General features: G+C 35.8%; 20 protein-coding genes and 1 tRNA gene. 4 read left to right on the top strand and 17 right to left on the bottom strand.

Features of this window, described 5'->3' with window-relative positions:
• Nucleotides 1-75: 75 nt before the first annotated feature.
• From OO712_RS01205 to OO712_RS01195, 3 genes are all read right to left on the bottom strand, one after another.
• Complete coding sequence (locus OO712_RS01205) at nt 76-5,244, bottom strand: beta strand repeat-containing protein (protein WP_264953752.1); 5,169 nt, start codon at nt 5,242-5,244, stop codon at nt 76-78.
• Nucleotides 5,245-5,458: 214 nt separating this feature from the next.
• Nucleotides 5,459-6,790, bottom strand: a complete 1,332-nt coding sequence (locus OO712_RS01200; protein WP_109877377.1) for a ThiF family adenylyltransferase — start codon at nt 6,788-6,790, stop codon at nt 5,459-5,461.
• The gene (locus OO712_RS01195; RefSeq protein WP_109877416.1) at nt 6,790-8,004 is read right to left on the bottom strand and encodes a threonine synthase; all 1,215 of its coding nucleotides are present in this window, start codon (nt 8,002-8,004) and stop codon (nt 6,790-6,792) included. The genes OO712_RS01200 and OO712_RS01195 overlap by 1 nt, the downstream gene beginning before the upstream one ends.
• Nucleotides 8,005-8,278: 274 nt before the next feature.
• Here OO712_RS01195 and OO712_RS01190 point away from each other — a divergent pair, with 274 nt between their 5' ends.
• On the top strand, nt 8,279-8,812 hold the full coding sequence (locus OO712_RS01190) for a hypothetical protein (protein WP_109877417.1): 534 nt from the start codon (nt 8,279-8,281) through the stop codon (nt 8,810-8,812).
• Nucleotide 8,813: 1 nt separating this feature from the next.
• On the opposite strand, the gene hisI is transcribed toward OO712_RS01190, so the two are convergent.
• Genes hisI through OO712_RS01135 form a run of 11 tightly spaced genes read right to left on the bottom strand, consistent with a single transcriptional unit; the run spans nt 8,814 to nt 18,562 of the window.
• Nucleotides 8,814-9,143 carry a phosphoribosyl-AMP cyclohydrolase gene (hisI, locus tag OO712_RS01185; protein ID WP_109877378.1) on the bottom strand — a complete coding sequence of 110 codons (330 nt, stop codon included), beginning with the start codon at nt 9,141-9,143 and terminating at the stop codon, nt 8,814-8,816.
• Between the two features lie 22 nt (nt 9,144-9,165).
• A complete protein-coding gene (hisF, locus tag OO712_RS01180) occupies nt 9,166-9,969 on the bottom strand; it encodes an imidazole glycerol phosphate synthase subunit HisF (RefSeq protein WP_109877379.1) in 804 nt (267 codons plus the stop codon).
• The gene (gene hisA / locus OO712_RS01175; RefSeq protein ID WP_109877380.1) at nt 9,966-10,673 is read right to left on the bottom strand and encodes a 1-(5-phosphoribosyl)-5-[(5-phosphoribosylamino)methylideneamino]imidazole-4-carboxamide isomerase; all 708 of its coding nucleotides are present in this window, start codon (nt 10,671-10,673) and stop codon (nt 9,966-9,968) included. Before hisA ends, hisF begins: the two co-directional genes overlap by 4 nt.
• A complete protein-coding gene (gene hisH, locus OO712_RS01170; RefSeq protein ID WP_109877381.1) occupies nt 10,670-11,275 on the bottom strand; it encodes an imidazole glycerol phosphate synthase subunit HisH in 606 nt (201 codons plus the stop codon). Before hisH ends, hisA begins: the two co-directional genes overlap by 4 nt.
• Nucleotides 11,275-11,862: an imidazoleglycerol-phosphate dehydratase HisB gene (gene hisB, locus OO712_RS01165; protein ID WP_109877382.1), complete on the bottom strand. Its 588-nt coding sequence runs from the start codon at nt 11,860-11,862 to the stop codon at nt 11,275-11,277. Before hisB ends, hisH begins: the two co-directional genes overlap by 1 nt.
• Before the next feature lie 25 nt (nt 11,863-11,887).
• A complete protein-coding gene (locus tag OO712_RS01160) occupies nt 11,888-12,862 on the bottom strand; it encodes an HAD family hydrolase (protein WP_109877383.1) in 975 nt (324 codons plus the stop codon).
• Complete coding sequence (gene hisC, locus OO712_RS01155) at nt 12,859-13,929, bottom strand: histidinol-phosphate transaminase (protein ID WP_109877384.1); 1,071 nt, start codon at nt 13,927-13,929, stop codon at nt 12,859-12,861. The genes OO712_RS01160 and hisC overlap by 4 nt, the downstream gene beginning before the upstream one ends.
• On the bottom strand, nt 13,926-15,197 hold the full coding sequence (gene hisD / locus OO712_RS01150; protein WP_109877385.1) for a histidinol dehydrogenase: 1,272 nt from the start codon (nt 15,195-15,197) through the stop codon (nt 13,926-13,928). The genes hisC and hisD overlap by 4 nt, the downstream gene beginning before the upstream one ends.
• Complete coding sequence (gene hisG, locus OO712_RS01145) at nt 15,197-16,174, bottom strand: ATP phosphoribosyltransferase (protein ID WP_109877418.1); 978 nt, start codon at nt 16,172-16,174, stop codon at nt 15,197-15,199. Before hisG ends, hisD begins: the two co-directional genes overlap by 1 nt.
• Before the next feature lie 38 nt (nt 16,175-16,212).
• Nucleotides 16,213-17,469: a hydroxymethylglutaryl-CoA reductase, degradative gene (locus OO712_RS01140; RefSeq protein ID WP_109877386.1), complete on the bottom strand. Its 1,257-nt coding sequence runs from the start codon at nt 17,467-17,469 to the stop codon at nt 16,213-16,215.
• A gap of 1 nt (nt 17,470) precedes the next feature.
• On the bottom strand, nt 17,471-18,562 hold the full coding sequence (locus tag OO712_RS01135) for a PQQ-dependent sugar dehydrogenase (protein ID WP_109877387.1): 1,092 nt from the start codon (nt 18,560-18,562) through the stop codon (nt 17,471-17,473).
• An 82-nt stretch (nt 18,563-18,644) separates the two neighbouring features.
• Here OO712_RS01135 and OO712_RS01130 point away from each other — a divergent pair.
• Nucleotides 18,645-18,734: transfer RNA gene (locus OO712_RS01130), tRNA-Met, on the top strand.
• On the opposite strand, the gene OO712_RS01125 is transcribed toward OO712_RS01130, so the two are convergent.
• Nucleotides 18,722-20,062: a tRNA(Ile)(2)-agmatinylcytidine synthase gene (locus tag OO712_RS01125; protein WP_425342917.1), complete on the bottom strand. Its 1,341-nt coding sequence runs from the start codon at nt 20,060-20,062 to the stop codon at nt 18,722-18,724. The two genes, OO712_RS01130 and OO712_RS01125, sit on opposite strands and share 13 nt — an antisense overlap.
• Nucleotides 20,063-20,144: 82 nt before the next feature.
• On the opposite strand from OO712_RS01125, the gene dph2 reads away from it, so the two are divergent.
• On the top strand, nt 20,145-21,140 hold the full coding sequence (dph2, locus tag OO712_RS01120) for a diphthamide biosynthesis enzyme Dph2 (RefSeq protein ID WP_109877388.1): 996 nt from the start codon (nt 20,145-20,147) through the stop codon (nt 21,138-21,140).
• On the opposite strand, the gene OO712_RS01115 is transcribed toward dph2, so the two are convergent.
• Both OO712_RS01115 and OO712_RS01110 read right to left on the bottom strand, forming a co-directional pair.
• Nucleotides 21,141-21,740 (bottom strand): tetratricopeptide repeat protein, encoded by a 600-nt coding sequence (locus OO712_RS01115; RefSeq protein WP_109877389.1) that lies wholly within the window; start codon nt 21,738-21,740, stop codon nt 21,141-21,143. It abuts the gene before it with no gap.
• 2 nt (nt 21,741-21,742) lie between these two features.
• Nucleotides 21,743-22,822, bottom strand: a complete 1,080-nt coding sequence (locus tag OO712_RS01110; protein ID WP_109877390.1) for a zinc-binding dehydrogenase — start codon at nt 22,820-22,822, stop codon at nt 21,743-21,745.
• Between the two features lie 204 nt (nt 22,823-23,026).
• Here OO712_RS01110 and OO712_RS01105 point away from each other — a divergent pair, with 204 nt between their 5' ends.
• Nucleotides 23,027-24,484 (top strand): thrombospondin type 3 repeat-containing protein, encoded by a 1,458-nt coding sequence (locus OO712_RS01105; protein ID WP_225866917.1) that lies wholly within the window; start codon nt 23,027-23,029, stop codon nt 24,482-24,484.
• Nucleotides 24,485-24,522 lie beyond the last annotated feature (38 nt).

The following is a 24,522-nucleotide window of genomic DNA, read 5'->3' as shown; positions in this document are numbered from 1 at the left end:
CTGGAAAAATTGTCTACAACTTACGTTAAAGAAGATTCAAAAAAAAGAAAAAAAGGATAATGTGAACTAGTTTTCTTACTGTACAGTTATTGTTGTGCTAACTGGTGGTGATAATGCCGTAGGATTATCAACTGATTCCCAGACAAATGCGGTTGCTGTGTAGCTACCACTTTGGGTTGGAATCCATGATAATGCTGGGCTGAATGATTGACCAGCAGATAGTGAACCTGTAATCCATGCTAGTGAGACTGTAACACCGTTACCATCCTGAATCTGTACCAAGTATGCAAATGCTTGCTCTCTATCCTGACCATTTGCTAAGTCAGCACTGATTTGCACCTGTTGATCAACTGCAACAGTATCTAAACTGTTACCGAATGCGTCAACTGTTCTCAAGTTAGCAGCTGGTGCTCTCTCAAGAGGTGGTACGACAGTACCGATTAGTGAAGTGGCAGTAATATCAAGTTCATCTGCAGTTGTGTATGGATCAGGTAGTGTATTGTCCTCATATTCTGCGGTGACAGTGTCACCTTCTGCGACTCTGAGTCTGTGACCAGAAGATTCGTCAGTAGTTGTGAAGAACACAGTACCTTCGAAGATTCCAGTTGCCTCATTAGTCTCAGTTACAGTAAGGTCAATACCTCCGGCATCGGAGTCAGACCACACATCGACATTGAAGTTGTCGACTGATTCTGGATCTAAGTTCATGTCTGGGTCAATAACTCTTACAACACCTGTTCCGCTTGCTGGATAACTTGCTTCAAGCCACTGAACTTCACCAATATTCCATCTGATAAGTGCTGAACCGACTACGGTTTCATCCTCTGAGAATTCAAAGGAGACTGTAAGTCCGTCATCATCATCAGTTTGTAGGAATCCGTCTGTTGGACCTGTGCCATCAGCGGAAGTTCTTGGATTAGTATCACTACCATCAACGCCATCTGCATCGTGGGTAAATCCTGTAAGGATTACTTCACCAGTGAAGATGCCGGTATCAGTACCAGTTTCGACAAGTTTGTAATTGTCAATATCAAATCCTCTGGTAGCAACTCTAATTGGATCAGAATCGGTATCACCGATTTCGTCAACTAAGTTACTATCAAAGTTGTGATCTGGTGCGACAATAGTAATGTATACTTTATCAGTCCATGTGTAAACTTTTTGGTCAAGTTCTATGGTTGCGCCAAAGTTTGAAGTGAAGATTGTCAAGTTGACATCTTCATCTTCGTTACCAACATAATCAGCTCCTGATGGACCCCAGTCAGTATACTCGAGAACAATTTCTTCTCCTCTTTCTAAGTTATCACCACCTAAAGTGTTAGGAATCTCGATGACTATCTGGAAGATACCAGTAGAGTCACCTGTTTCTCTAAAGCTAAGTGGTTCTGGGTCAAATGCGGCTCCGTTATTAGATGCTGAACCACCTTTATTACCCATGGTAAGTGTGGCTGCATCAGAGTCCCATTCGATCAAGTCCAAGTCATATGTCTCAGCCTGGTCATTGTCCAGATCAAGGTCTGGTTCAATGAGGGTCAAGATCATGTCAGAGCCGATAATATACACAGATTTGTCAGATTGTAATACACCGTTTCTTAGGTCAAAAGTAGCAGAGTCCGTTACAGTATTTGGATCACCTGAAGCATCAGCTGGATCAGTATACTCTACTTGGAGAATATCTCCTTGTAGGATACAGTAATCACCTGTGCTTGGGGCGGCGTCAAATCTGTTCACATAACCATTGTTACCATTGTTGGCAGTGCCATCAATTGGAACATAGTTATCTGTATTTGGACATGTGCTGCTTGCTGGACCATCAGTATATCTAATTAAGATATCAGATTCAAATATTCCTGCGTCTGGTGCGATTTCAACCATTGGACCGAATTGTCTAATGTTTTGTGTACCAGTTGTGGAGTTGTTTCCACCAACGTCAATGTCCCCTGCTACTGCAGTTGGACCACCAGCATAACCTAAGACTACTGTACTAGCGCCTCTGATAACAGAGAGCTTGACAGGTCCTAATGTGGTACCGGCTTTATTTTGAGCAATGGTATCTTCACCACTTGCGGAAATATCAAAGTCTGGATCGTTAACTCTAACGTGGATAGTCAGACCACCTTTTTCAAGGAATTCACCTGTCTGCAGACCGGCTGTTGTATCCATTCCAGTTTGGTGGATTGGGAACAGTGATCTACTTGCTGGGGAACTTGATGTATTGGTGTCATATCTAGCCGGTGTACCAAATGGTACTGGATAGACTGTTCTATCTAGACTGACGGATCCTGTATTTGCACGAACTCCTGCGGAGTCGCCAACTTCGATGATTTCACCAGATGCGTCTCTAAAGTCAACATAGTTGACTTCAATGTCAAGACCGGTGGCAGATTCAGATGCTGTTGCACCTGATCTACACCATGCTGATGGGATTTGGAAGGAACCAGTAAAGATACCAGTTTCGACGCCAGTTTCAATTAGTGTGAAACCAGTGGCGGCTAAACCAGCATCAATTGCAGAATCTAATCCACAACTATTGGCTGCTGTCCATCTTTCATCATCAAATGTGATATCTAGTAATCTACCGAGTTCGTCACCATTAGTTAATGTAACAGATGTACCTGTACCGTTAGCAGCACTTCCGCTACCAACAGTATCTCTGTTTGCATCACTAGCAGTTGAAACCACGGTAAAGATATCAATAAGATCAGAGTCTACGTTAAGATCTAAGTCTTCTAGTGTAACTATAACTGTGTCAGCAGTCTTGTATGAGCTTTGGTCAAATGATACTACTCCTGAATGAGATGGAGCTTCTTCTTGATCAGCAATTTGTGTTGAAACACCGTCTCCACCTAAGTCAAGATAATTAACTCTTGGTGAATCCTCATCAGTCAAGTCTTCAATCACGATGAAATTTGGATCATCGGCAATTGGAGACAAGCCACTATAGGTGTTAACATCGTTGATGTTAATTTGGTTAACCATGATATATTCAAGTGAACCTTCAAAGGTACTTGTATTATCACCTGTTTCTTCTAATTCAAGTCTAATGATTTGGTTAGCAATTCTTTCGTCTGCTTGGAAACCATCATCCGTGAAACCAAATGAGAAGAAGTCCATAACAATTGGTTCGCGTGCATCAAGTGTAACTCCTGTGTTGTTTAACACAATAGCTAAACCTAAGTTTGTAGATGCATCAGCTGTCGAATCGTCAAACAAAGCAGCATTCATTGCTGCACCATTCAAACTAACGAATCCCTGGCTTGCTCCATTATCAACTAATGCAAGAGCATTGTTGGTAGAGTTTGCATTATAGAGTCCATTATTGTTTAGAATTGGCATTGTATCGTTAATGAGATAGATTCCTACTGTTCCAGAGGTAGCACCCAAAGATCTAACATCATAATTGAAGAAATTGAAACCTGTGAAGGTGCTCAATCTATTATCTCTTATGGTTTGTGCTAGTTCTTCTTGTGTTGTCTCTAGATCAATAAAGATGCCTTTTACCAATCCTGGTGGGGCGTTATTAACGGCACCAGAACCTGTAACATTCAAGATTCCTCTTTGAGAGAAACTTTGTACAGTTAAAACACCAGTACTGTTTGCAGTAGCGATTGTGTTAACACCTAATGAGGTGGTTGTACCGGCTGCTGCTACTTGGTAGTTAACTGTTGAGTTTGTTACAAATACTCTAAGTGATGAATCACCTTCACCTAATGTGAATGGATCACCAGTTGCTAGAGATGGTATAAGACCAACATCTATGTTGTTTAAATCTAAATCTTCATCTACTCTACTGTTCTTGTTTGCATCGCTATCAACTAAGACTACTGGAATCTCTTCACCAGAGGTCCATTCATCATCAGTTGGTTGTATATCAATTGTTGCAAAGCCGAATCCCACAAGTATTGATTTTGGTGTCTCATTGTAATCAATTGTAGCAGAAGTGCCCCTTAAGGCATTACTGGTTATTTTGAATACGGATTTATCTGATTCATCATATGTTCCAAAGACACCGCTGTTTGGTCCTTGTTCTGTAATTGTGACTGGGTTAGTACCTGCTGCTAGACCACCACCTGCATTATTTGTAGCACTACAAGTAGTAGCTACTTGTGCATTGGTACAAGTGATGATAGAGTCATCATTGTCTTGTATGGTTAAAACTGTGTTAGCTGCACCTTGTGTGTTGGTGTTTACTCTCAAGACACCGTTATCCTCAATCATCATGTTTGTGAGATTTCCGGAAATGTCTATGATTCCACCACCAACGCCAGCACCGGCTGCTAGACCGTTTTCATCGAAGACTTGGTAGTTTGTACTCAAGCTTCCACTTGCAGTTCCAAATGTCCAAGAATCTTCATCAGTTGGGTCAATGTTTAACCAAAGGTCAGTAATAGTTGCATGTACTTGTGCATCACGTGTATATACTGTACTATCTACAACTGCACTGGCAAATTGATCTACAGAATCAAAAGTTAGTGTTGTTGATTGAACACCACCACCTTTGTTGTACTGAACAACAACGTTACCAGTTGGGTTTAGATTGTATAGTTGTACGAAAGGCCAGACATGATCAAAGCCATCTACGTTAGTACTGTTGAGACCAATTTGCCCATTTGTATCACCAGCTAAGGTGAGGTTTGGATCCTTGGCTTCTCTAACGACATTGATGGTTCCATTTACTGACGCGGTGTTAGCACCACCACATTCTAGTGTTAATGCTGCACCAGTTGCAGTACCGTTAGAACCACCACCATTAGCTCCGGTGAATGGTAATGCAATACCTACTGTCTCAGCAACTGAAAATCCAACTGCTGCATCGGTTCTTGAACCAGTAGCACATAATGTACCAAAGTCCAATCCATTGCCTGCTGGAACTGAAGCTGCTGATGTACCACCACCAATAGCGGTAAAGTCAGCGATAGATGCTTGTTTTCTGTCTGCAAAGTAACCATACCAGTTACCGTCGACGGCTTGAACCATTCTAAGTTTTTTACCGTTTACTGTAACGTCTGGTTCACCCTTTGCCTCATCTGTGTCATTAATGTCTGAATCAATTACCACGACTTCAATTACTTGAGGTCCTGACATGTAGTTATCAAACTGTGAGTTTTCTGCGGAAACAAATAGGTTAGCGTTGGCAGCAAATGCTACTGGCATCATAGATGGAGCAGCAAATGTCAAACCACCGGCTAACATAATTGTCATTAATGTAAGACTAGTTATTTTACGTCCTATTTCGTTATTCATGTTATTAGCATTTTTCTTTAAAGTTTGTATTTAAGCCTAATGGACAATTTGTCCACAATATACGCGGATCTTGTGATTATTTTACATTATTTTGAAATTTTATGAATTTTCTATAACATTTGAATATAAATGTCATATTTCTTCTTAAATTAATCAAATGATCCCCATATATTTCATTTATTTCTAATAATTTATGTAAATTTTACAGACTATTTTATGCCTTGATCTCTTTTCCTAAGAGGCTTTTATACAATGCAATAGCTTCTGCCTCATCTTTTGGACCAACAATGACAGCCGATCCCTTCTTCATAAAACTTACAGACAATTCATTAGTTCTCATCGATAATCCCAAGTTTCCTTGATTATCTACAATGAATCCTTTCTCTTTTGCAATGTCAGTTACATTATTTACATCAAGATCAAATGTTTCAGTTGGAGTAATAGAGTATGTTCGCTTTCCTCTGTTTCTGCCACATAGTTCTTCCAAAATTAATTCTTCTTTAGGAATGACTTCAAGTTTTCCTGTTCCGCAAATTGGACACTCCTCAGCTCGAAATGTTCGGACACTGTTAAAGTCAAGATTTTCCAAATCAATGTGAAGTATTTTTTCAGACAGACTTGGTTTTTTCCCAATAATGATTTTTACAGCTTCTGCAACTTCTATTCCACCAACTATAGACAGTATTGATGGGTGAACACCCTCAATACTACATGTTGGCATTGTATCCTCATTTAGATCAGGGAACATGCAATAATAACATGCGGATTCCTTTGGTAAAATAGTAAATGCTTGTCCTGAAACCCCAACTGCAGCTCCTGTTACAAATGGAATTCCAAATTTTACACACGCTTTGTTTAACGCATATCTTGCATTGACACTATCAAGTGCATCAATTACAACGTCACATCCTTCAACTACTTCAAGTGCCGTATAATCATTAACAGATACAGCTAATGCCTCTATGTTACAATCAGGGTTTAGCTTCTGTAATTTTTTTGCAGCTACTTCAACTTTGATTTGGCCAACATCATCCTCATCAAACATTGTTTGTCGATGCAAATTTGATAATTCAATTACATCTCTGTCAACAATTCTTAGAGTTCCAACTCCCATTGCAGCCAACCTTGATGTAATAGGATTTCCCAAACCACCAGCTCCAACAACACAGACTTTGGAGTTTTTTAGTTTTAGTTGTCCATTATAACCAATCTCTTCAAGCATTACTTGTCGTGAAAATTTGTCAAGCTCTTTTGCAGATAGTTCTTCAGAACCACCAGCTACTGCAGGCAAAATGTAAACTTCATCACCGTCTTTTAATAAAGTGTCCATGCCGCTAGAGAATTTTGCATTCTTTCCATTGATGTAGATGTTAATCAATGAGCGTGGAACACCATCACTTTCCAAAACTCTTCGCTTAAAGTCATCACCCATTAATTCTGAAATTTTTGCAAACGCGTCAGTAAGGGAATCAGCTGAAATCTCAGTCTTTTTCTCCCCTCCGCTTTGGTTCAAAACTGAGGGTATTGTAAATGTGATATTTGCCATTAGTTTACTACCGCCGATATTTCTGATATGTCTGCTTTTAGTACGTCAGGTTTTTTCAAAACTTCCATGATTGATTCTGTTGCCTTTAGACCATTGCCAGTTACGTAACAAACCACTTTGTCATTTGCGTCAATCTTTCCTTGTTCTACCATTTTTTGGAGAACAGAGACTGACACTCCACCTGCAGGCTCTGTGAATATTCCTTCAGTTTGCGCAAGTAATAAAATTGCATCAAGTATTTCCTTGTTGTTACATTCTTCTGCAAATCCATTATACTGTGCTAAACGTTTTAGAACATATCTGCCATCACCAGGATCACCAATGGCTAGACTTTTTGCAATGGTGTCAGGATTCTCAACTGGAATCACTGCTTTAGAATTTTTCTTAAATGCGTCAACTATAGGTGCACATCCATGTGGTTGTGCTGCAATCATATGCATGTTAGATACATCATTAATCAATGAAACAGTTTGTAGTTCCTCAAATCCTTTACAAATAGCATTAAGCATTGCACCACTTCCTACTGGAATTATAACTTGATCTGGTACTTGCCAATCAAGTTGTTCTGCAACTTCAAATGCAAATGTTTTAGATCCTTCCACATAATGAGAACGCATGTTAATGTTTACTATTCCAATTCCTTTGCTGTCACCAATTTGTGCAGCAATTCTGTTTGCATCATCGTATGTTCCATCAACTGCGATATAGTTTGCACCATAAGATAATGCCTGTGTGATTTTTGCCATCTCAATGTTACTTGGAGCAAATACATGGCAAGGCATTCCAGCTTTTGCTGCATGTGCTGCAGTAGCTGACGCCAGATTACCAGTAGATGCACAACCAACAGCAGACAATCCAAATTCTTTTGCTTTTGATACTGCAACTCCTGCAGGTCTATCTTTGAATGAAAATGTTGGATTTACAGAATCATTTTTGATGTAAAGATTGTTTAGTCCTAATTTTTTTCCAAGATTGTCAGCCTTAATTAGAGGAGTCATGCCAGCGCCAATGCTGACAATATTTGATTTATTCTCTACAGGCAGCAGTTCAAAATATCGCCAATAGGTATGTTCACGATTTGTAAATGTATTTCTAGGGAGTGCAGGAAAGTCATATTTTACATCAAGGGGTCCAAAACACTCATCACAGATATACTTGAAAGCATTATCATAGTCTTTTTTGCATTCCCTGCATTGCAACGATGTTTTAGTCAAGATCAGTTTTTCCTCACAGAACATAGATAAAAAATCCTAATATCAAGTTAAGTAATACTTAATTCTATTCAATAAAAATATAGTGGAAAATTTTTGCTGAAATATAAAAAAATTGATAAAAAACGCTTAAACATGAAAAAACCTCTTAAAAGAAGCAATTATTGAAATTTCTCAATTATGAGGAAGGTTTTTAGATATTTTCACAAAATTCCTATCATTGAAAAACATTGCAAAGATCGGGATTCTGGTTGGATCAGGATTACTAATAGTTACAATGATAATTACAATGATGGTAATTATGAATCAGAGTGAAGAAACAGGATCAATGGAAGTTGAAGATGCAATGGATAAGGAATTAGTTCCAGTTGAAGAGAATGCCGAAGTTCAAGAGAAATTAGATGAGATAGAAAAAATCAATTTAGAAAATGAATATTCACCAAAAGAGAGAGAATGGCTTACATCAGGACCATTTCAAATTGATCGTAGTGAATATGTTTTAGGTGAGAAAATTTTTCTAAGGATTAACGGAATTAGTTATGATGAAAAAGGGCAGATAGTTTTTCTCAGACCATTAAATAGCAGTCATTACTCTGTTTATTGGACTATTCCATTTGACGGTGCTGAAAGACCAGCATTCAATTATTATCTTGAACCTCAGCTATCAAAAATTAAAGGATATTGTTCTGTAGAGGATTTCATCGGGGATTGGAGGGTGGTGTTCAGAGGTACAGACTATCCAAATTTAGAATTTAAAATTACCGAAGATATTCTTCCAGGTGAAGAGGATAGTTATGAATCAGTATGCTAGTTTATTTTTCTAATGAATTGTGAAAGCATACTTTTTCACCCAAATGACAAGCTGGACCTAACGGCTCTACAAGATAAATAATTGCATCAGAATCGCAATCAACTAGGATTTCTTTAATTTTTTGAGTATTGCCTGATTCCTCTCCTTTCATCCAAAGTTTGTTTCTTGAGCGGCTCCAAAACCAAGAGTTTCCTGTTTTTTTTGCAAGTTCAAGCGATTCTTTGTTTGCATATGCTAGAGTCAAAACATCTTTTGTGAGTATATCCTGAACAATTACTGGAACTAGGCCTCCACTTTTTTCAAAATCAATGTCATCGATAGATTTTTGCATGTTTCAAAATTAATAACAGGTTTTATAACCTTACAGGAATTTCTTTTTCTTTTAGGTATGTTTTGACGCCTTTTACTCCATGAGTTTCATAGTGAAAAATGGATGCAGCCAATGCAGCATCAACATTTGATTTTTCAAATACATCAACCATGTCAGATGGTTTTCCGCAACCACCTGATGCAATCACGGGAATAGAAACAGAATCAACAATTGATGTTGTCAATAAAATATCATAGCCGTCTTTTGTTCCATCTCTATCAATGCTGGTAAGTAGAATCTCTCCAGCACCTAGTTCGTCTACTTTTTTGGCCCATTGTATGACATCAATTCCAGTTTCTTTTTTTCCGCCATAAATGAAAACCTCATACCAAAAAGATTGCCCGTTTTCAGAAAAAACAGTTACACCATCTTTTAAATCATAATTTCTTTTTGCATCAATTGCAACTACAACACATTGCCTGCCAAACAATTCCATCAATTCAGTAATTATTTGCGGATTTTTTATTGCGCCAGTATTGATACCTACTTTGTCAGCACCATTAAGTAAAATGTTTCTTGCATCATCTAATGATTTGACACCACCACCAACAGTAAATGGAATATCAATTACGGATGCAACTCTTCGAACTAAATCTTTGATTGTCTCTCTTTGTTCATCAGATGCGGTAATGTCTAAAAATACCAATTCATCAGCACCCTCATCACTGTATTTTCTAGCTAATTCCACAGGATCTCCTGCATCCTTTATTGATTCAAAATGAAGACCCTTTACTACTCTGCCATTTTTTACATCAAGACATGGGATTATTCGTTTTGTTAAAGTCATGCTATTCTCTTTGCTTCCTCTATTGAAATTTTGTTTTCATAAAGAGCCTTTCCCAATATTACTCCGTATGGATTTTTTTCCTTAACATCTTTAACATCATTGACATTTGAGATTCCACCGCTGGCAATTACATTAGCATTCTCAAGATTACATGCTTGCTCTAAAAATTCCAAGTCAGGGCCTTCCAGAGTCCCATCACGACTCACATTTGTTAGCAAAAATTCAGTAAATCCCATTTCAAGGAATTCTTTAATTGAATCAACTAGTTTTATTCCGGTTTTATCCTGCCATCCATGAATAACAATTTCACCGTCTTTGTGATCAACCGATATTACAATTCTTTCAGAACCCAAAGATAAGAGTAATTTCTTTAACAATGCCTTGTCTTTAAATGCCAAAGTTCCAATTACTACTCTATCACATATTTTTAGAACATCTAAAATTAGTGATTCATCTCTCAGACCACCAGCTACTTCTACTGGGATTGTAACTTGCTCTAAAATTTTCTTTATTATTGGAATGTTTGAACCCAATCCTAAAGTTGCATCCAAATCCACAACATGCAGCATATCTGCACCGTTTGCTTCCCATGTTTTTGCAATATCCACAGGATCATCACTATACACAGTTTTTTGATTTGGATCACCCTTGTAGAGCCGAACTACTTGTCCATCCATCAAGTCAATTGCAGGAATAATTTTCATTTTTTGCACACATCAAGAAAATTCTTAATCATCATCTTTCCAACAGTACTTGATTTTTCTGGATGAAATTGGGTACCAATGAAATTATCTTTCTCAACTACTGCTGGAACCTTTATTCCATAATCAGACACTGCTGTAATTACATCATCAGAGCTTGGTTTTACTCTGTAAGAGTGAACAAAATAAACCCATGAGCCATCATCAACACCTTCAAGAATTTTTCCAGGTTTTTTGATTTCAAGATCGTTCCATCCCATATGAGGGACTTTAAGAGTTGGTGGAAGTACAATCACTTCACCATCAATTACATTGAGTCCACTCTCTTTTCCTTCTTCGCTTTTTTCAAAAAACATCTCCATGCCAAGACAAATTCCAAGTACGGGCATGTCTCCCACATAGTCTCGAAATTCAGTTTTAGAATAATTCCGAATGCTGTTAATTGCAGGATCAAAGTTTCCCACACCTGGAAGTAACAAACCAGAATATTTGTTAGGCTCATCAAAGTTTGTAATTACATCAACAGATGCTCCTGCTTTTTCTAACGAGTTTTTTAAGCTGAAAATATTTCCAGCACCATAATCAAAGATTGCCACACTGACCATTACATTGAACCTTTTGTACTTGGAATTCCTTTTTGTTTTTTATCCATTAAAGATGCATTTCTAAAAGCAACTGCAAGTGACTTTATGGCAGCTTCAACTTTGTGGTGATCATTATCCCCATACTTTACAGTAAGGTGAATACAGCTATTCAGATTTTGAAGTAACGACTGAAAAAAATGTTCAAGATCTTCTTTTGAAATATCTTCAATCTTATTTCGCTTAATTAATAGAGTTAATTTCCAAAATGGGCGCTTTATCAAATCAATTGAAGCTTCTGCCAGCGATTCATCCATCGGAACTGATGCATAGCTAAATCTTGTAATTCCTTTTCTGGATCCTAGTGCTTTGTCTATTGCTTGCCCCAGGGTAATTGCAGTATCTTCAATTAGATGGTGTTCAATTCCATCATTAGATTTTGCATTAACCTTCAAATCCATCATTCCGTGCTTTCCAAAAGATACCATCAGGTGATCAAGAAAATTAATGCCAGTTTTGATGCTTGTTTTACCCGTTCCATCAATATTTGCAGATACTTGAACGCTGGTTTCTTTGGTATTTCGTTTGATTGAGGCTTTTCTAATAACCATATTTTCTCAGACTATAGATTTTGCTTTATTCTAAATTTAATACCTTCGGGAGCAAGTTAATCGAGTCCAATACCAAGATGGCGCCATTTCTCTCAAATAATTCAAGTTTTTCTTTAGGATTTTTGCTAGTCCCCATAATTCCACAAAAAATAGTTTTGTATCCCAAGTCAGTGACCTTTTTTGCCATAATGAAATCTTCCATTGAATCCCCAACATATAATGTAGAAACGCTATTCATGCCACTAATTGAATCTAAAAGGGATTTAGGATTTGGTTTTGCAAGTTCTCTTGGTTCATCCTCCAAAAATGCTGAATTTTTCAAATCAAATTTATTTATCAATTCTTTTAATGAATAACTTACAGATTCTTTTCCTCTACCTGTAACCATTGCAATTTTTGAACCAAATTTATTTTGTAGTTTTTCAAGCAATTCATCATTTAAAATTACATCATCCTGTTCAATTAGACCCGGAGAAGTAAATTTTGAAGACTTGGCAAATAATTTTTCATACAGTTCTGGGCCGTAAAAAATTTGATCAAAATTTTGATACAGAATATTTTCATGATGTGGACCGGGATAAGATAATTGTTTTTTAATCTCAGATATATCAGTTAGAGCATCCAAATATTTTTCTACTGATGCAATGCCGGTGGAATCAGCATTTTTTATCACATCAAAAATAAAATCATATGGATCTTTTTGTAATTTTTTTGCTGCAACTAGGGAAATTATTGCGGCATATGTAAGATCAACCTCATCATTGAATCCACCAGTGGATTTGAACCCATCAATTATTTTAAAATCCACATCTACAGAATCATTAATTTTTGCAAAAGTTTCTAAAATGTATTTAGTGGTTTTGATGATTGCCGAATCGTATGATTTTGTAATATCAATTAAAACGCCATCACAATCAAAGATCACAGCATCTATTCCATCAAGCAAGTCAACGCTTGAATCATCAAAATAAATTCCATCAAATTTTTTTGTTAAAGTCATCCCAACAAGTCACGAATTGCAAGTAAGAATTTTGAGTTCATCTCTTTAGTACCTATTGTAACCCGAAGGCATCCTTCATGACTTCCAATTTTTCCCAGTTTACGAATTGAGATTCCCTGTTCTGCAAGGGCTGCAAATACTCGCTTGTAGGAACCATGAGCATCAAAAAGCACAAAATTAGCCTTGGAATCAAAGACTTCAAAGGAATCATATTTTTGTAAAGTTTCAATAACTCTTTTTCTTTCAGTTTTGATGTTATTCACTGCATCTTTCATGAGATCAGATTTTTCTAAAGCAGAAATTCCGGATTCAATTGTAATTGTACTCAAAGGATAAGGATATTGTAGTACGGTCATAAAAGTATCAGTGAATTTCTTATTTGCAATAAAATACCCCAGTCGTAGTCCAGCCAAACCAAATGATTTGGAAAGAGTCTGCACTACAATCAAGTTTTCCTGAGTTTTCACCATGTTTGCAAGAGAATAATCGCCAAATTCCCCATATGCCTCATCAATTATCACAAGACCCTCAAAAGATTTAACAAGTTTGGTCAAGTCATTTTTGGAAAATTGAAATCCAGTCGGGTTATTTGGAGAGTCTAGATAAAGTATAGATGCATCTTTAGATTGTTTCATAAAATCTTTTACATCTAATTTCATTGAGTTTGAAAACGGAATTGCAATTAACGGAATTGAATATAATTTACAGCGTTCTTCAAAAAATCCAAATGTAGGATTTGATGTAAGAACTTTGGTTTCTTTTGATGCAAAATTAGAAAGTATCAAATCCAAAATTTGATCAGAGCCATTTCCTACTCCAATCATCGAAGAAGATACTTTGATGAATTTGGATATCATATCAATTAATCGTTCTGCACCACCAAGTGGATATTCTCTTACATCAGAGCTTTTTTTTGCCGATAAAAGAATGTCATTTTGAAATTGTTTTGAAATTACATAGTTTTCATTTGAATCAAGCTTTACCGCATCTTTAAGAAGTTCAGGTTTTTTGTAACCACCAATCAAAGAGAATTTTTTTATTTTTTCATCAAACCAGTTTTTCTTCATTCTAACCTACCTCTAACTGATTCATAGTGATTGAAAAGTCCTTCAGCATTAGTTAAGACCTCTAAATGTTTTGAAAGTTTTGGCAACGAGGACTTTGAGCAGATGACCTCAGTATTTGTTTTAATGAAATCCAAAACTGAAAGGGAGCCACGGATTTTTCCAAATCCATTGGTAGGAAGAATGTGATTTGAGCCTAAAATATAGTCACTTGCAGAAGATGGCGTGTCATTCCCAAGTAAAACCAGGCCAGAAGAGGTAATTTGGGAGGAAATTGATGATGGGTTTTTTGCCATTATTTGTAGATGTTCAGGTGCTAGCATATTTGCAAGTTTTGTCATATCAGATTTAGTCTTACAAATTGCAATAAAGCCGTTATTTTTCAGACTAGATTTTACAATATTTACTCTTTGAATTTTTAAGAGCAATTCAGAAATCATATTATCTACTGACTTTGCAAGTTTTTCTGAAGTAGTAATAAGATAGCAAAAAGTATCACTACTGTGTTCTGCTTGTGAAATTAAATCCAATGCAACAAATTTTGGATTTGCAGAATTATCTGCAATAATTCCCAATTCAGTGGGACCTGCAAGCATATCAATTCCAGTTTGAGCACTTGCAAGAAATTTTGCACCAGTTACAAATGCACCGCCTGGACCGACTATCTTATCAACTTTGGATATTGTATTTGTTCCAAACGATAGTGCAGCAATTGCTTGCACACCACCTGTTTTGTATATTTCATTTGCACCACAAATGTCTGCTGCAACAATTGTCAGTGGATCAATTGTACCATCAGAGTTTGGTGGCGACACCACTGCAATTCTTGGCACTCCGACAACTTTAGCTGGAACTATAGACATTATGGCAGAACTTGGATATCGTGCCAAACCTCCAGGAACATAACATCCAACACTCTGTATTGGAATGAATTTTTTGGTTATTTTTATTCCATCATTATTGATCGTTTTATTTTTTAATAGCGATTTAATGGATTTTTCTGTTTTTTCAAGTCTAGTTTTTGCTAAACGAATTGCATCAAGTTCAGATTTTGACACTTTAGAATATGCATTTTTTATTTCAACCTGAGACAAACGTAAAGAAGTGATTTTTGCCTTGCTGAATTTTTTTTCATATTTTCTTATTGCTTTATCGCCATTTTTTTGTACATCTTTTAAAATGGATTCAATTATGGATTTATTTTTTTGAGGGTGTTTTGGAATAATTTTAGAGGCAAATTTTTCAACATTAGATACTTTGATTATTCTCATCAATTTTCTTCATCACGCTTGATCTCCTCGAGCTCAAGAATTTGTCGTGGTTCATGAACCACAAGACCTTGAGCAATCTTTCTTAGTTTAGGAATGAGTTTGTGGAATTCCTCTTTTTTAATTACAGTGTTTATTCCAAACCATCCCTCTTCGCTTAGTGGACTGACAGTAGGTCTCTTTAGAGATGGCATTTCAGCTAAAAGTTTCTTTAGATTTTTTTCCTCGACATTCAGGTAAATGTGCAAATACTTTCTGCCATGAACAGCACCTCTCATAAGAGTGACGATATCAAATATTTTTTCACGTTTTTTGGGATCCTTTAGCGAGTTTTTGTTTACAATCAAGTGTGCAGTAGATGTAAGAATTTCATCTACAATTTTCAATTTATTTTGTTTTAATGTTGTTCCGGTTTCAGTTACATCCATTATAGCATCTACGTCTTCAGGAGGCTTTGCCTCAGTTGCACCAAAGGACAAATGAATTTGGACGCTTTTGTTTGTTCCCAATCTGACCCAGGGTGTTACGATAAGTGGATCTTTGGAGCCATGATATTTTTTATATGATTTTGATTGTTTTAGAAATTTTGAAGCTGTAGTAAGATATTCTGAAGATATACGAAGTGTCTTTTTCTTTTTTCCGTAATCTGCAATCATCTCATCAAGATTTTTGTAATTATATTTGTCTGGAAAAGCTATCACTAGTCTGATTTTTCCATATTCTAAATCCAAAATAGCTTCAACATCAGAATTTGTCTCTCCAACCCAATCCTTACCAGTAATGCCTACATCATACAGTCCTTCAGCCACCATAGTTGGGATCTCTTGTGGACGAAGCATTTTGACAATTATACTTGGATCATCCAGATACACTCGATAAGTTCTACTCTTTCGATTAACTTTAGTCCAAGATCTTTCTAATAATTTGAAAGTGGCCTCTTCCAAACTTCCTTTAGGAATTGCAAATTTTACTTCAGACATTTTCAATTTTTTCATTTTTTATCTATATAATCTCATGTTTAAATTTGCTCAAGTAACTCTTTAGCCCTATCAAGTGAAATTTTCTTTTCTTGAATCATTTTTTGAACAATATCATCAATTTGTTCAGTAGTAGCTCCCGCAGCAGCTGCAAGATTCCTAGCATGAAGACGCATGTGACCTTTCTGAATTCCTTCAGTTGAAAGAGCACGGATGGCACTATAATTTTGAGCCAATCCTGTAGCAGTAATTATACATGCAAGTTCTTGTGCTGATGAAACACCTAGAATTTTGGTGCAAACCTTTGCCACAGGATGGACATTTGCTATTCCACCAACTATTCCAACAGATAGTGGAATCTCCAAAGTTCCAATTAAATTTCCCTCATCATCTTTACTCCACTTACTAAGGGAACAATATCTTCCAGATTCAGCAGCATATGCATTTGCTGCAGCCTCAATGGCTCTGCTGTCTTGACCAACTGCATTTGCAACTGCAACAATTCCATTCATGATTCCTTTGTTATGAGTAACTGCTCTATACACATCATTGTCAGCAAATTCATATGCCAAAATAATATTGTCAACTACTTCTTCTCCTCCAACTGCATCCTTTTCAAATATTGCTCGGGCTTTTGCAATTCTTCTAGTAGAATAGTTTGATAGAATACGAAGCAATGTTCTTCCTCCCGAAATATTTTCAATTAATGGTGAAACAGCTTCGCACATCGTATTTGTAACGTTTGCACCCATTGCATCTCCAACATCAATTAAGAGTTCAACAATGAGCATTTTTCCAGATGGTGTATCAATTTCTTTACATGAAATCTCTTTTGCGCCCTTTCCCATTTTAGACAAAGTGTTACTTTTAGAATTTGCTAATTTTAAAATTTCATCTGATGAATTTTCAATTTGCTTGATTGCTGTTGGAATATCAACATCTAAAACTTGTATTTGACCAATACTGTATGATTCAATTGCTGAAACTTCAAATCCACCTTTAATTCGTGCAACTTTTGCTCCCTTGGAAGCTGCTGCAATTACAGATGGTTCTTCTATTACCATTGGAATAATGTAATCTTTGCCATTAATCTTGAAATTTGTTGCAATACCTAATGGCAATGAAAATGTACCAATAGCATTCTCAACCATTTTATCTGCTTTATCAAATGAAATTCCACCGTTTTCATTTTCTAAAATTTTAATTTCATCATTAGAAAGATTTGCAAAATTTGCAACGATGTCCAGTCTTTCTTTTCTTGACTTTTCAAATAATTTTGAGATTGACGAGTCTGCCATTTTATTTTAGTATCCTTAACAATTTATCATCCGTTCTATCTGGAAAACCTTTTCCATCAGTATTTGAAGTAATTACATAAAGACTCCCATCATCACCCTCTACAACATCGCGAACTCTTCCAATTCCGCTAAGAATAGATTTTTGAGAGCTCAGTCCTTCCTCAAAATCAACCTGATAAAGATTGGCAGATCTCATAGATGCCATAATAAATGGAAACTCAAAATCAAGTTTATCTCCAGTGTAAAACAGGATTCCGCCAGGCTCTATGCTTGGATCATAACAAAGAACGGCATCTTCAAAATTTACATTGCCTGAGCATTCTTGCTCAGGCCATCCATAGTTTTTTCCGGCTTTGATCATATTGATCTCATCATTTTTTTCAGGTCCGAATTCAGATACATACAGATTTCCTTTATCATCCCAAGTCATCCCTTGAGGATTTCTGTGTCCCAAGGAATAAACTGGCGAATCTGAAAACGGATTATCATCAGGAATTGTTCCATCATCATTTAGTCTTAATATTTTTCCAGACAAAGAATTAAGATCCTGGGGAAGATGAGATGCATCAGAAATTGTGCCAGTGCCAACGTATAATTTTTCATCTGGTCCAAATTTTATAAAACCGCCATTTGTAAATGAAGAGCCAGGAATTTTATCAAGTATGGTTTCAGCATCTTGTAGTTTATTTTCTGATTCCGTTATTCGAATAATTTTATTCCACAATTCTCCGTCCTCTTCATATGTCAGAAATACATAGAGAAAATGATTATTTGGAAAATTTGGATGAAGTGCAATTCCTAGTAATCCTCCATCAAATACATTAGCTGGACGAAATGCAGCCAGTGGTGATTCTAACAGATTTCCATCTTGAACTACTCTAATTAATCCATCTTTTTCTGTAACAAAAATTCTATTTTCATAAACTGCAATTGCACGAGGTTTGTCAAGTTTTTCAGCTAAAATAGCAACAAAATCATTTTGAGAATTAGAAATTGGTTTTGGTAAAGGTATAGGATCAGACGGTGACGTTAAAACCAATACTGAAAATATTATAGCTCCAACAATTGCAACGATTTGGATTTTTTTATCCACAAAAAGATTACCTTTTCAAATCCTATTAATTACTTTCAAGATTTTAATAAAGCGTATATACGGCTGGACTTCTTTTATGTTCAGCGGGGTGGGGAAGCCAGACTAATTAGGGCTAGGTCATCCCGGCGGGCTCATAACCCGCAGTTCAGTAGTTCAAATCTACTCCCCGCTATAGTTTCTATAAACACAAAACCATGATTGAGATTCGTCAAATTTTGTGGATTTGTTGATTAATCCCACTCTCTGTGATGGTCTTGTAAGATGCCTATGGGCAGACATTTTTGGAATATATAATTTTTTTTGGATTTTTCTTGAAACTTCATTGCTAGTCTTACTCAAAGCTTTTTTCCCGCATCGGATACACTGAAATCCTTGATTCTTTCCTTTAGATTTCATCTTTTTATTACATTTTTTGCAAAGAGGGTTTGATGTTACGAGTTTTTTTTCAAGGTGGATGACATCAATAAATTCAAGATTGATTATGCGTGGAAAGTTTTTAGAGGCTTTTCTTACTCCGCCACCTACACAGACTTTGTCTCCTTTAATCAAGTTTGAAGCAATAGTAGTAATTCCAGTTGGTTTGTAAACTGCACACCAAAGTTCATGATCATTTGAATTAATTTTAAAAAATACATGTCCTCCTTTAACAGTTTTAGGGGTATTTGACACCATTCCAGTAATTTTTCCTGAAGCATAAGGTGACATGTTCTCAAAAGTCAATTCATTTTTTAGATGATCTCCAGTTCCTTGATTAGATTTGAATATCATATACCCATCTAATTTTTCCTCACTTTTTAGAATCTTAGTGGCATAAAGAAGTGAATCAACATTTTCTCCTCTAACACCATAAAAAACAGGATCGGGTCCATGTGGCGTAATCAAAACTCGTCCTTTCTTCGTATCAAAACTGTTAAATGTATTTGGCAAAGTTTTTTCCTGCATAATCTTTACACTGTCTGGAGAAATCTTTCTTTCTTTTCCAAATTTGGATCTTTTGCGATAGCTCAAAAGCTCTAATGTATGATCATGAAAATCATATCCGATTGCACCAATTGCACCAACCAATCCTTGACCGTTTCCTTTGTAAAAAAATTCAAGATGATTTTTTTTAGCAAATTTTTTTGCATTGTTTCTATTAATTAATCTCCATAAAGCCAAGTTACTGAAATCAATAAAATCAGATGGAATTGTTTCACTTTCAAAAAATACCAAGCCAGGATTGGCACCATTTTTAACATCAGAATATTTTGAAACAAGATTTTTGACTTGGCTTTTAACACTGGATGGGTTTTTTGTCTTAATTTTCATGGAAACTGCTCCATTGCCTCTAGTTTTCCAAGGAATGTTAGGATTAAATCGTATTAATCTTGGAAAATCAAGAAATTCAGTTTTTTGTTTTTTGAGTAAATCAACAATTTTGTAGGCTAGAAACGTAGTACACATTCCTTTGGGTGAATCAGTGTCATCAAACCCAATATTTAGAATGGTTTCTTTTTCCACATTTCACTTTGATAATTAAGGCATTTTTAGTTGTTGGATGGTTCAGTTGATTTAAATTAATAAAGTTAGATTCCAAGCTGAATTGATCATAATAGATGAAGAAAGGATTTTCAAAGAAATCGAAAAGAAAAATCCATCTTCAGTTTCATTAAATGGTCCGGATGGAATTTTGCCTCAGGTTCAAGAAACTGCCATGAGAATATCAGAGAAATTTGGAATTCCAGCTTATGTTTTAGCAGATACCACATGGGGAACATGTGATCTCAATACAAATGGTTCCAAAGTGCTTGGAGCAGAAATCCAATTCAACATAGGACACACAATTAACACTGAATCATTAGAAAAAAATCTTGTTTTAATTGACGCGTATGATGATGTAGAGTTTGACAGCGTTGCAAAAAAATGCCCAGAAATATTAAAAGGAAAAACTATTTCATTGGTCACAGACAGCCAACACTTACATCAAGTAGACAAAGTTGAAAAAATTTTAACAGAAAATGGAATCAAAGTAAAAATCGGAAAAGGCAAGGGGCAACTAAATGACGGTCAAGTGTTTGGTTGTGAGTTTTACCCTGCATCAGAACTAAAAAAAGAAGTTGATGCCTATGTGTTTTTAGGACAAAGTAATTTTCATGCAGCAGGAATTGCACTATCAACTAATTTACCAACATACATTTTAGATCCTTACTTTAATGAAGTAAGAGAAATTACCGAATTTGCTCAAAAATTAAAAAAGAAAGCAACTCTTGCAATATACAAAGCAGCTGAAGCAAAGACATTTGGGGTAATTGTGGGACTCAAAGAAGGACAGTTATCCAAAGTGTTTGCTTTAAAGATCAAAAAAGAGCTAGAGAAAGAAGGCAAGAAAGTTCAGTTATTTGGTTTGACAGATATTACTAATGATAGATTACAAAATCTTAAAGGAATAGATGCTTTTGTTCAAGTGGCATGCCCGAGAATCTCTACGGATAATCAGTTTGACAAGCCAGTTTTATCTTCACCACAAGCAAATGCGCTTCTTAAAATTTTACGAAACGAAAGTATTGAAGAATATCTAGAGATCCCACATTGGTTGTAATCACATTACCATGCTGTTGAATCTAGAATTATCAAATAATTTTTCAAAGGATTTGGATTTTTTAGCCTTGATTTTGTATTGCAATCCTTGAGATATTGCACGCTCAAGCATATCAAGTGCTTCATCTATTTTGGAAAGCATTGCAAGATTACAGGATTTATCAAACAAGACATCACCATTATTAGGATAATCATTCAATATACTATTGCAACATAAAATAGACTCATCAAATTTTCCCATAGAGAATAAAATTCGTTCTTTATGGTATAATGCAATGTTATAATTTGGATTATTTTTTAGAATTTCATCACAAAGTGATAGAGCTTTGGAAAAATTTCCCAGTTTACGAAATGATGAAACTTTGTTAATCAAGACTGAAAGATCATCAGGGAATGTTTGTAATGCAGCATCATAACACTTCATAGCATTTTCATAATCCTTGAGTTTGCTCAGAGCATATCCCTTATTGTTAAGAGAGCTAAGATGCAAAGGATTTTCATTTAAAATTTCATCATAGTAGATAATTGCTTCTTTTAGTTTTCCTTGTAAAAATAATCTATTACCTTCATCTAAGATTGAATCTATTTTAGGATCAGTCATTATTAATCAGAATTTGGTCTCATAATGATTTTTCCAAATAGTCCTTTACCTGTAAGCATCTTTCTGTGAGCTTCTGCGGCTTCTTCCAATGGAAATACCGAATCAATTACAGATTTTATTTTTCCTTGTGACATCCAGTAGAGACCTTGTTCTAATTCAGATCTAGTTCCTTGAGTAGAGCCTAAAATGTTAATTCCCTTAAAGAAAATATGACGAAGATCAGTTTTTGCATCATAACCTGTAGTTGCACCAGTGGTGACAATGGTTCCACCATAATTTAACAGGGTGAGTTCTTTGTTCCAATGAGTACCACCAATATGCTCAAAAATCACATCAACTCCAGGAACATCCCCATATTGTTTTGGAATTTTTTTTGCAATTGATCTAACCTCTTTATGCCAGTCTTCTTTTCTATGATCTACTGCAAAATCAGCTCCTAGTTCCAATAGTTTATCCAATTTGTCAGGACTGGCAGTAGCAATTACAATACACCCAAAAAGTTTTGCAATTTGAATTCCATAGTTTCCAACACCTGAACTTCCACCCATAACCAGAACAATCTGTCCTGGTTGAATTTTTGCTCTTCCTACCAACATATGCCATGATGTCAACAAAGTCATTGAAGCGGCTGCTGCCTCATCATATGAAACACCATCAGGGATTTTTACAACATTTACTTCTGGAAGATGTGTATATTCACAATAGCCACCCCAAAGTGGACCTGTTTCAAAACCCCATATTGCTCGCTTTCTGCAATCATATTCTCGTCCATCAGTACATGCTTTGCAAACTCTGCATGACATATTTCCATGAGAGACTATTCTATCACCAACTTTGACGTTTTTTACATCCTTACCTACTGCAATTACTTCACCTGCAGCATCTGTTCCAGAAATGTGAGGTAATGGAATGGCCAATGGTTTTCCCCTCATTCCCCAAATATCATCATAGTTTAATGCTGCTGCGTTTACTTTGAAAACTACCTCATTAGATTTTGGTTTGGGTAATGGGAGATCTTTAATTTTTAAGATTTTAGAAAAGTCGTCATCTGTGGTATACTCATCATACACTAGAGCTTTCATGATTATTTCAAACTTTTTCTGGTTATATGATTTACCAAAGTTCTGTCAGATTATCATAATAAAATAAAGGACTTGTATTGTGTACTAACAACTATCATAGGACATAATGATTTCTTGTTTATAGATGGTATCTAGAAAGTAGTTTTATCATATGATTTAAAATATAGGGAGCGCCATATCGAATCATCTTCAATGGTATACTTTGTGGTTGATAAGAAAATTAAATTCTTGCTTGTTTTGTTAGGAATTACCTTTGGCGTATCTTTTTTGTTATCAGAATTTGCAACATTTGCAGATTCGGATAAAGATAGCATAATGGATTCTATTGATAATTGTCCTTTAAACGTAAATTCAGATCAGGCCGATTTTGATTTTGATGGAGTGGGTGATGAATGTGATACTAATGATGATAATGATATGGTATCAGATTATCTTGATCAATTTGACACAGATCCTCTAGATTGGTCTGATTTTGATTTTGATGGAGTGGGTTCAAATAAAGACACGGATGATGACAATGATGGAATTTTGGATGTTGACGATTCTACTCCATTACTATCTTCAGAAATCTTGACTATAAAATATCTTCAAGACATAGACACATGTGCATATATGGGTGATAGTACATCACGTCTTGTTTGCTATTCGCAGTTTTTTGGCAAACTTGTAAAGAGTGAGAAAAATAACTTGGATGCACTAGAATTATCAATAGCGCTGTCGAAAATCGGTACGGTGGATGACTGTCATTTTATATCTCATGAGATAGGTCATGTTGCATACGATGAGACTAGGGATGTAACAAAAAGCTTGCAAGGAATGGACGGTACTATGTGTAGAGGAGGCTATTTTCATGGAGTACTAGCATCTTACTTCCACAATATTGGGAAATCTGAAGCATCTTTTCCAAATTCATATCAAACAATATGTGATGACTTGATAGGTTCTTCAAACTATCAGGATTGCATTCATGGTTTGGGGCACGGATTTGTTCATTATTTTGGAGATGACCTAAACTCTTCATTGGAATCATGTGATGATTTGTCGTTTTATCAAGATATCTTGTGTGTGAAAGGTGTCATGATGCAATATACAGATAATGCTTTTACAAGAGACGGAATATCTAAGAATGTGATTTCTAATCTTTGTAATGCAAAGCAACTTGAAAAAAATGATTACGTAGAATGCAGTATGTCTACCGGAACAACACTTGCATTTTTCACAAACCATGATTTTGAAAAGGGTAAAGAACTATGCAACCTAATTGAAGAACCAGATACAAGAAATTACTGCATTGAAGGATTGCGATTAGAGATTCAAGATTCAGAAAAATATGAAGATGATCCTCTAACAAAAGAGAACAGAGAGAAATTCCAACCACAATTCATCAAGGGTACTAAAACGATTGACATTCGAAGCCCTGCTGTTGTATCAAATTTTGAATTCATTCCTGAAATTGGAATGATCTCGTTTTCTATTGATAAACCACAATATGTAATATTATACATTCCTAAAGAATTTGTTGCATCAAAAATGTTAGTCACAGTAAATGGTCAGATTCCGGGTCAATTAGAGTCTCAAAATAATGTATTGGATAAAGATATTGCCATGATTAAATTTGTTCCAGATGAACCTGGACTAGTTTTGATTTCTCCTTTTTCCTAATCAGTAGAACTTGCAAAAAATACAGAGGCTCAAACCAC

This window comes from Nitrosopumilus zosterae (assembly GCF_025998175.1).
Lineage (GTDB): Archaea > Thermoproteota > Nitrososphaeria > Nitrososphaerales > Nitrosopumilaceae > Nitrosopumilus > Nitrosopumilus zosterae.
Note: the sequence above shows the minus strand (reverse complement) of the source record. Positions and strands in the feature narration are given on the sequence as shown.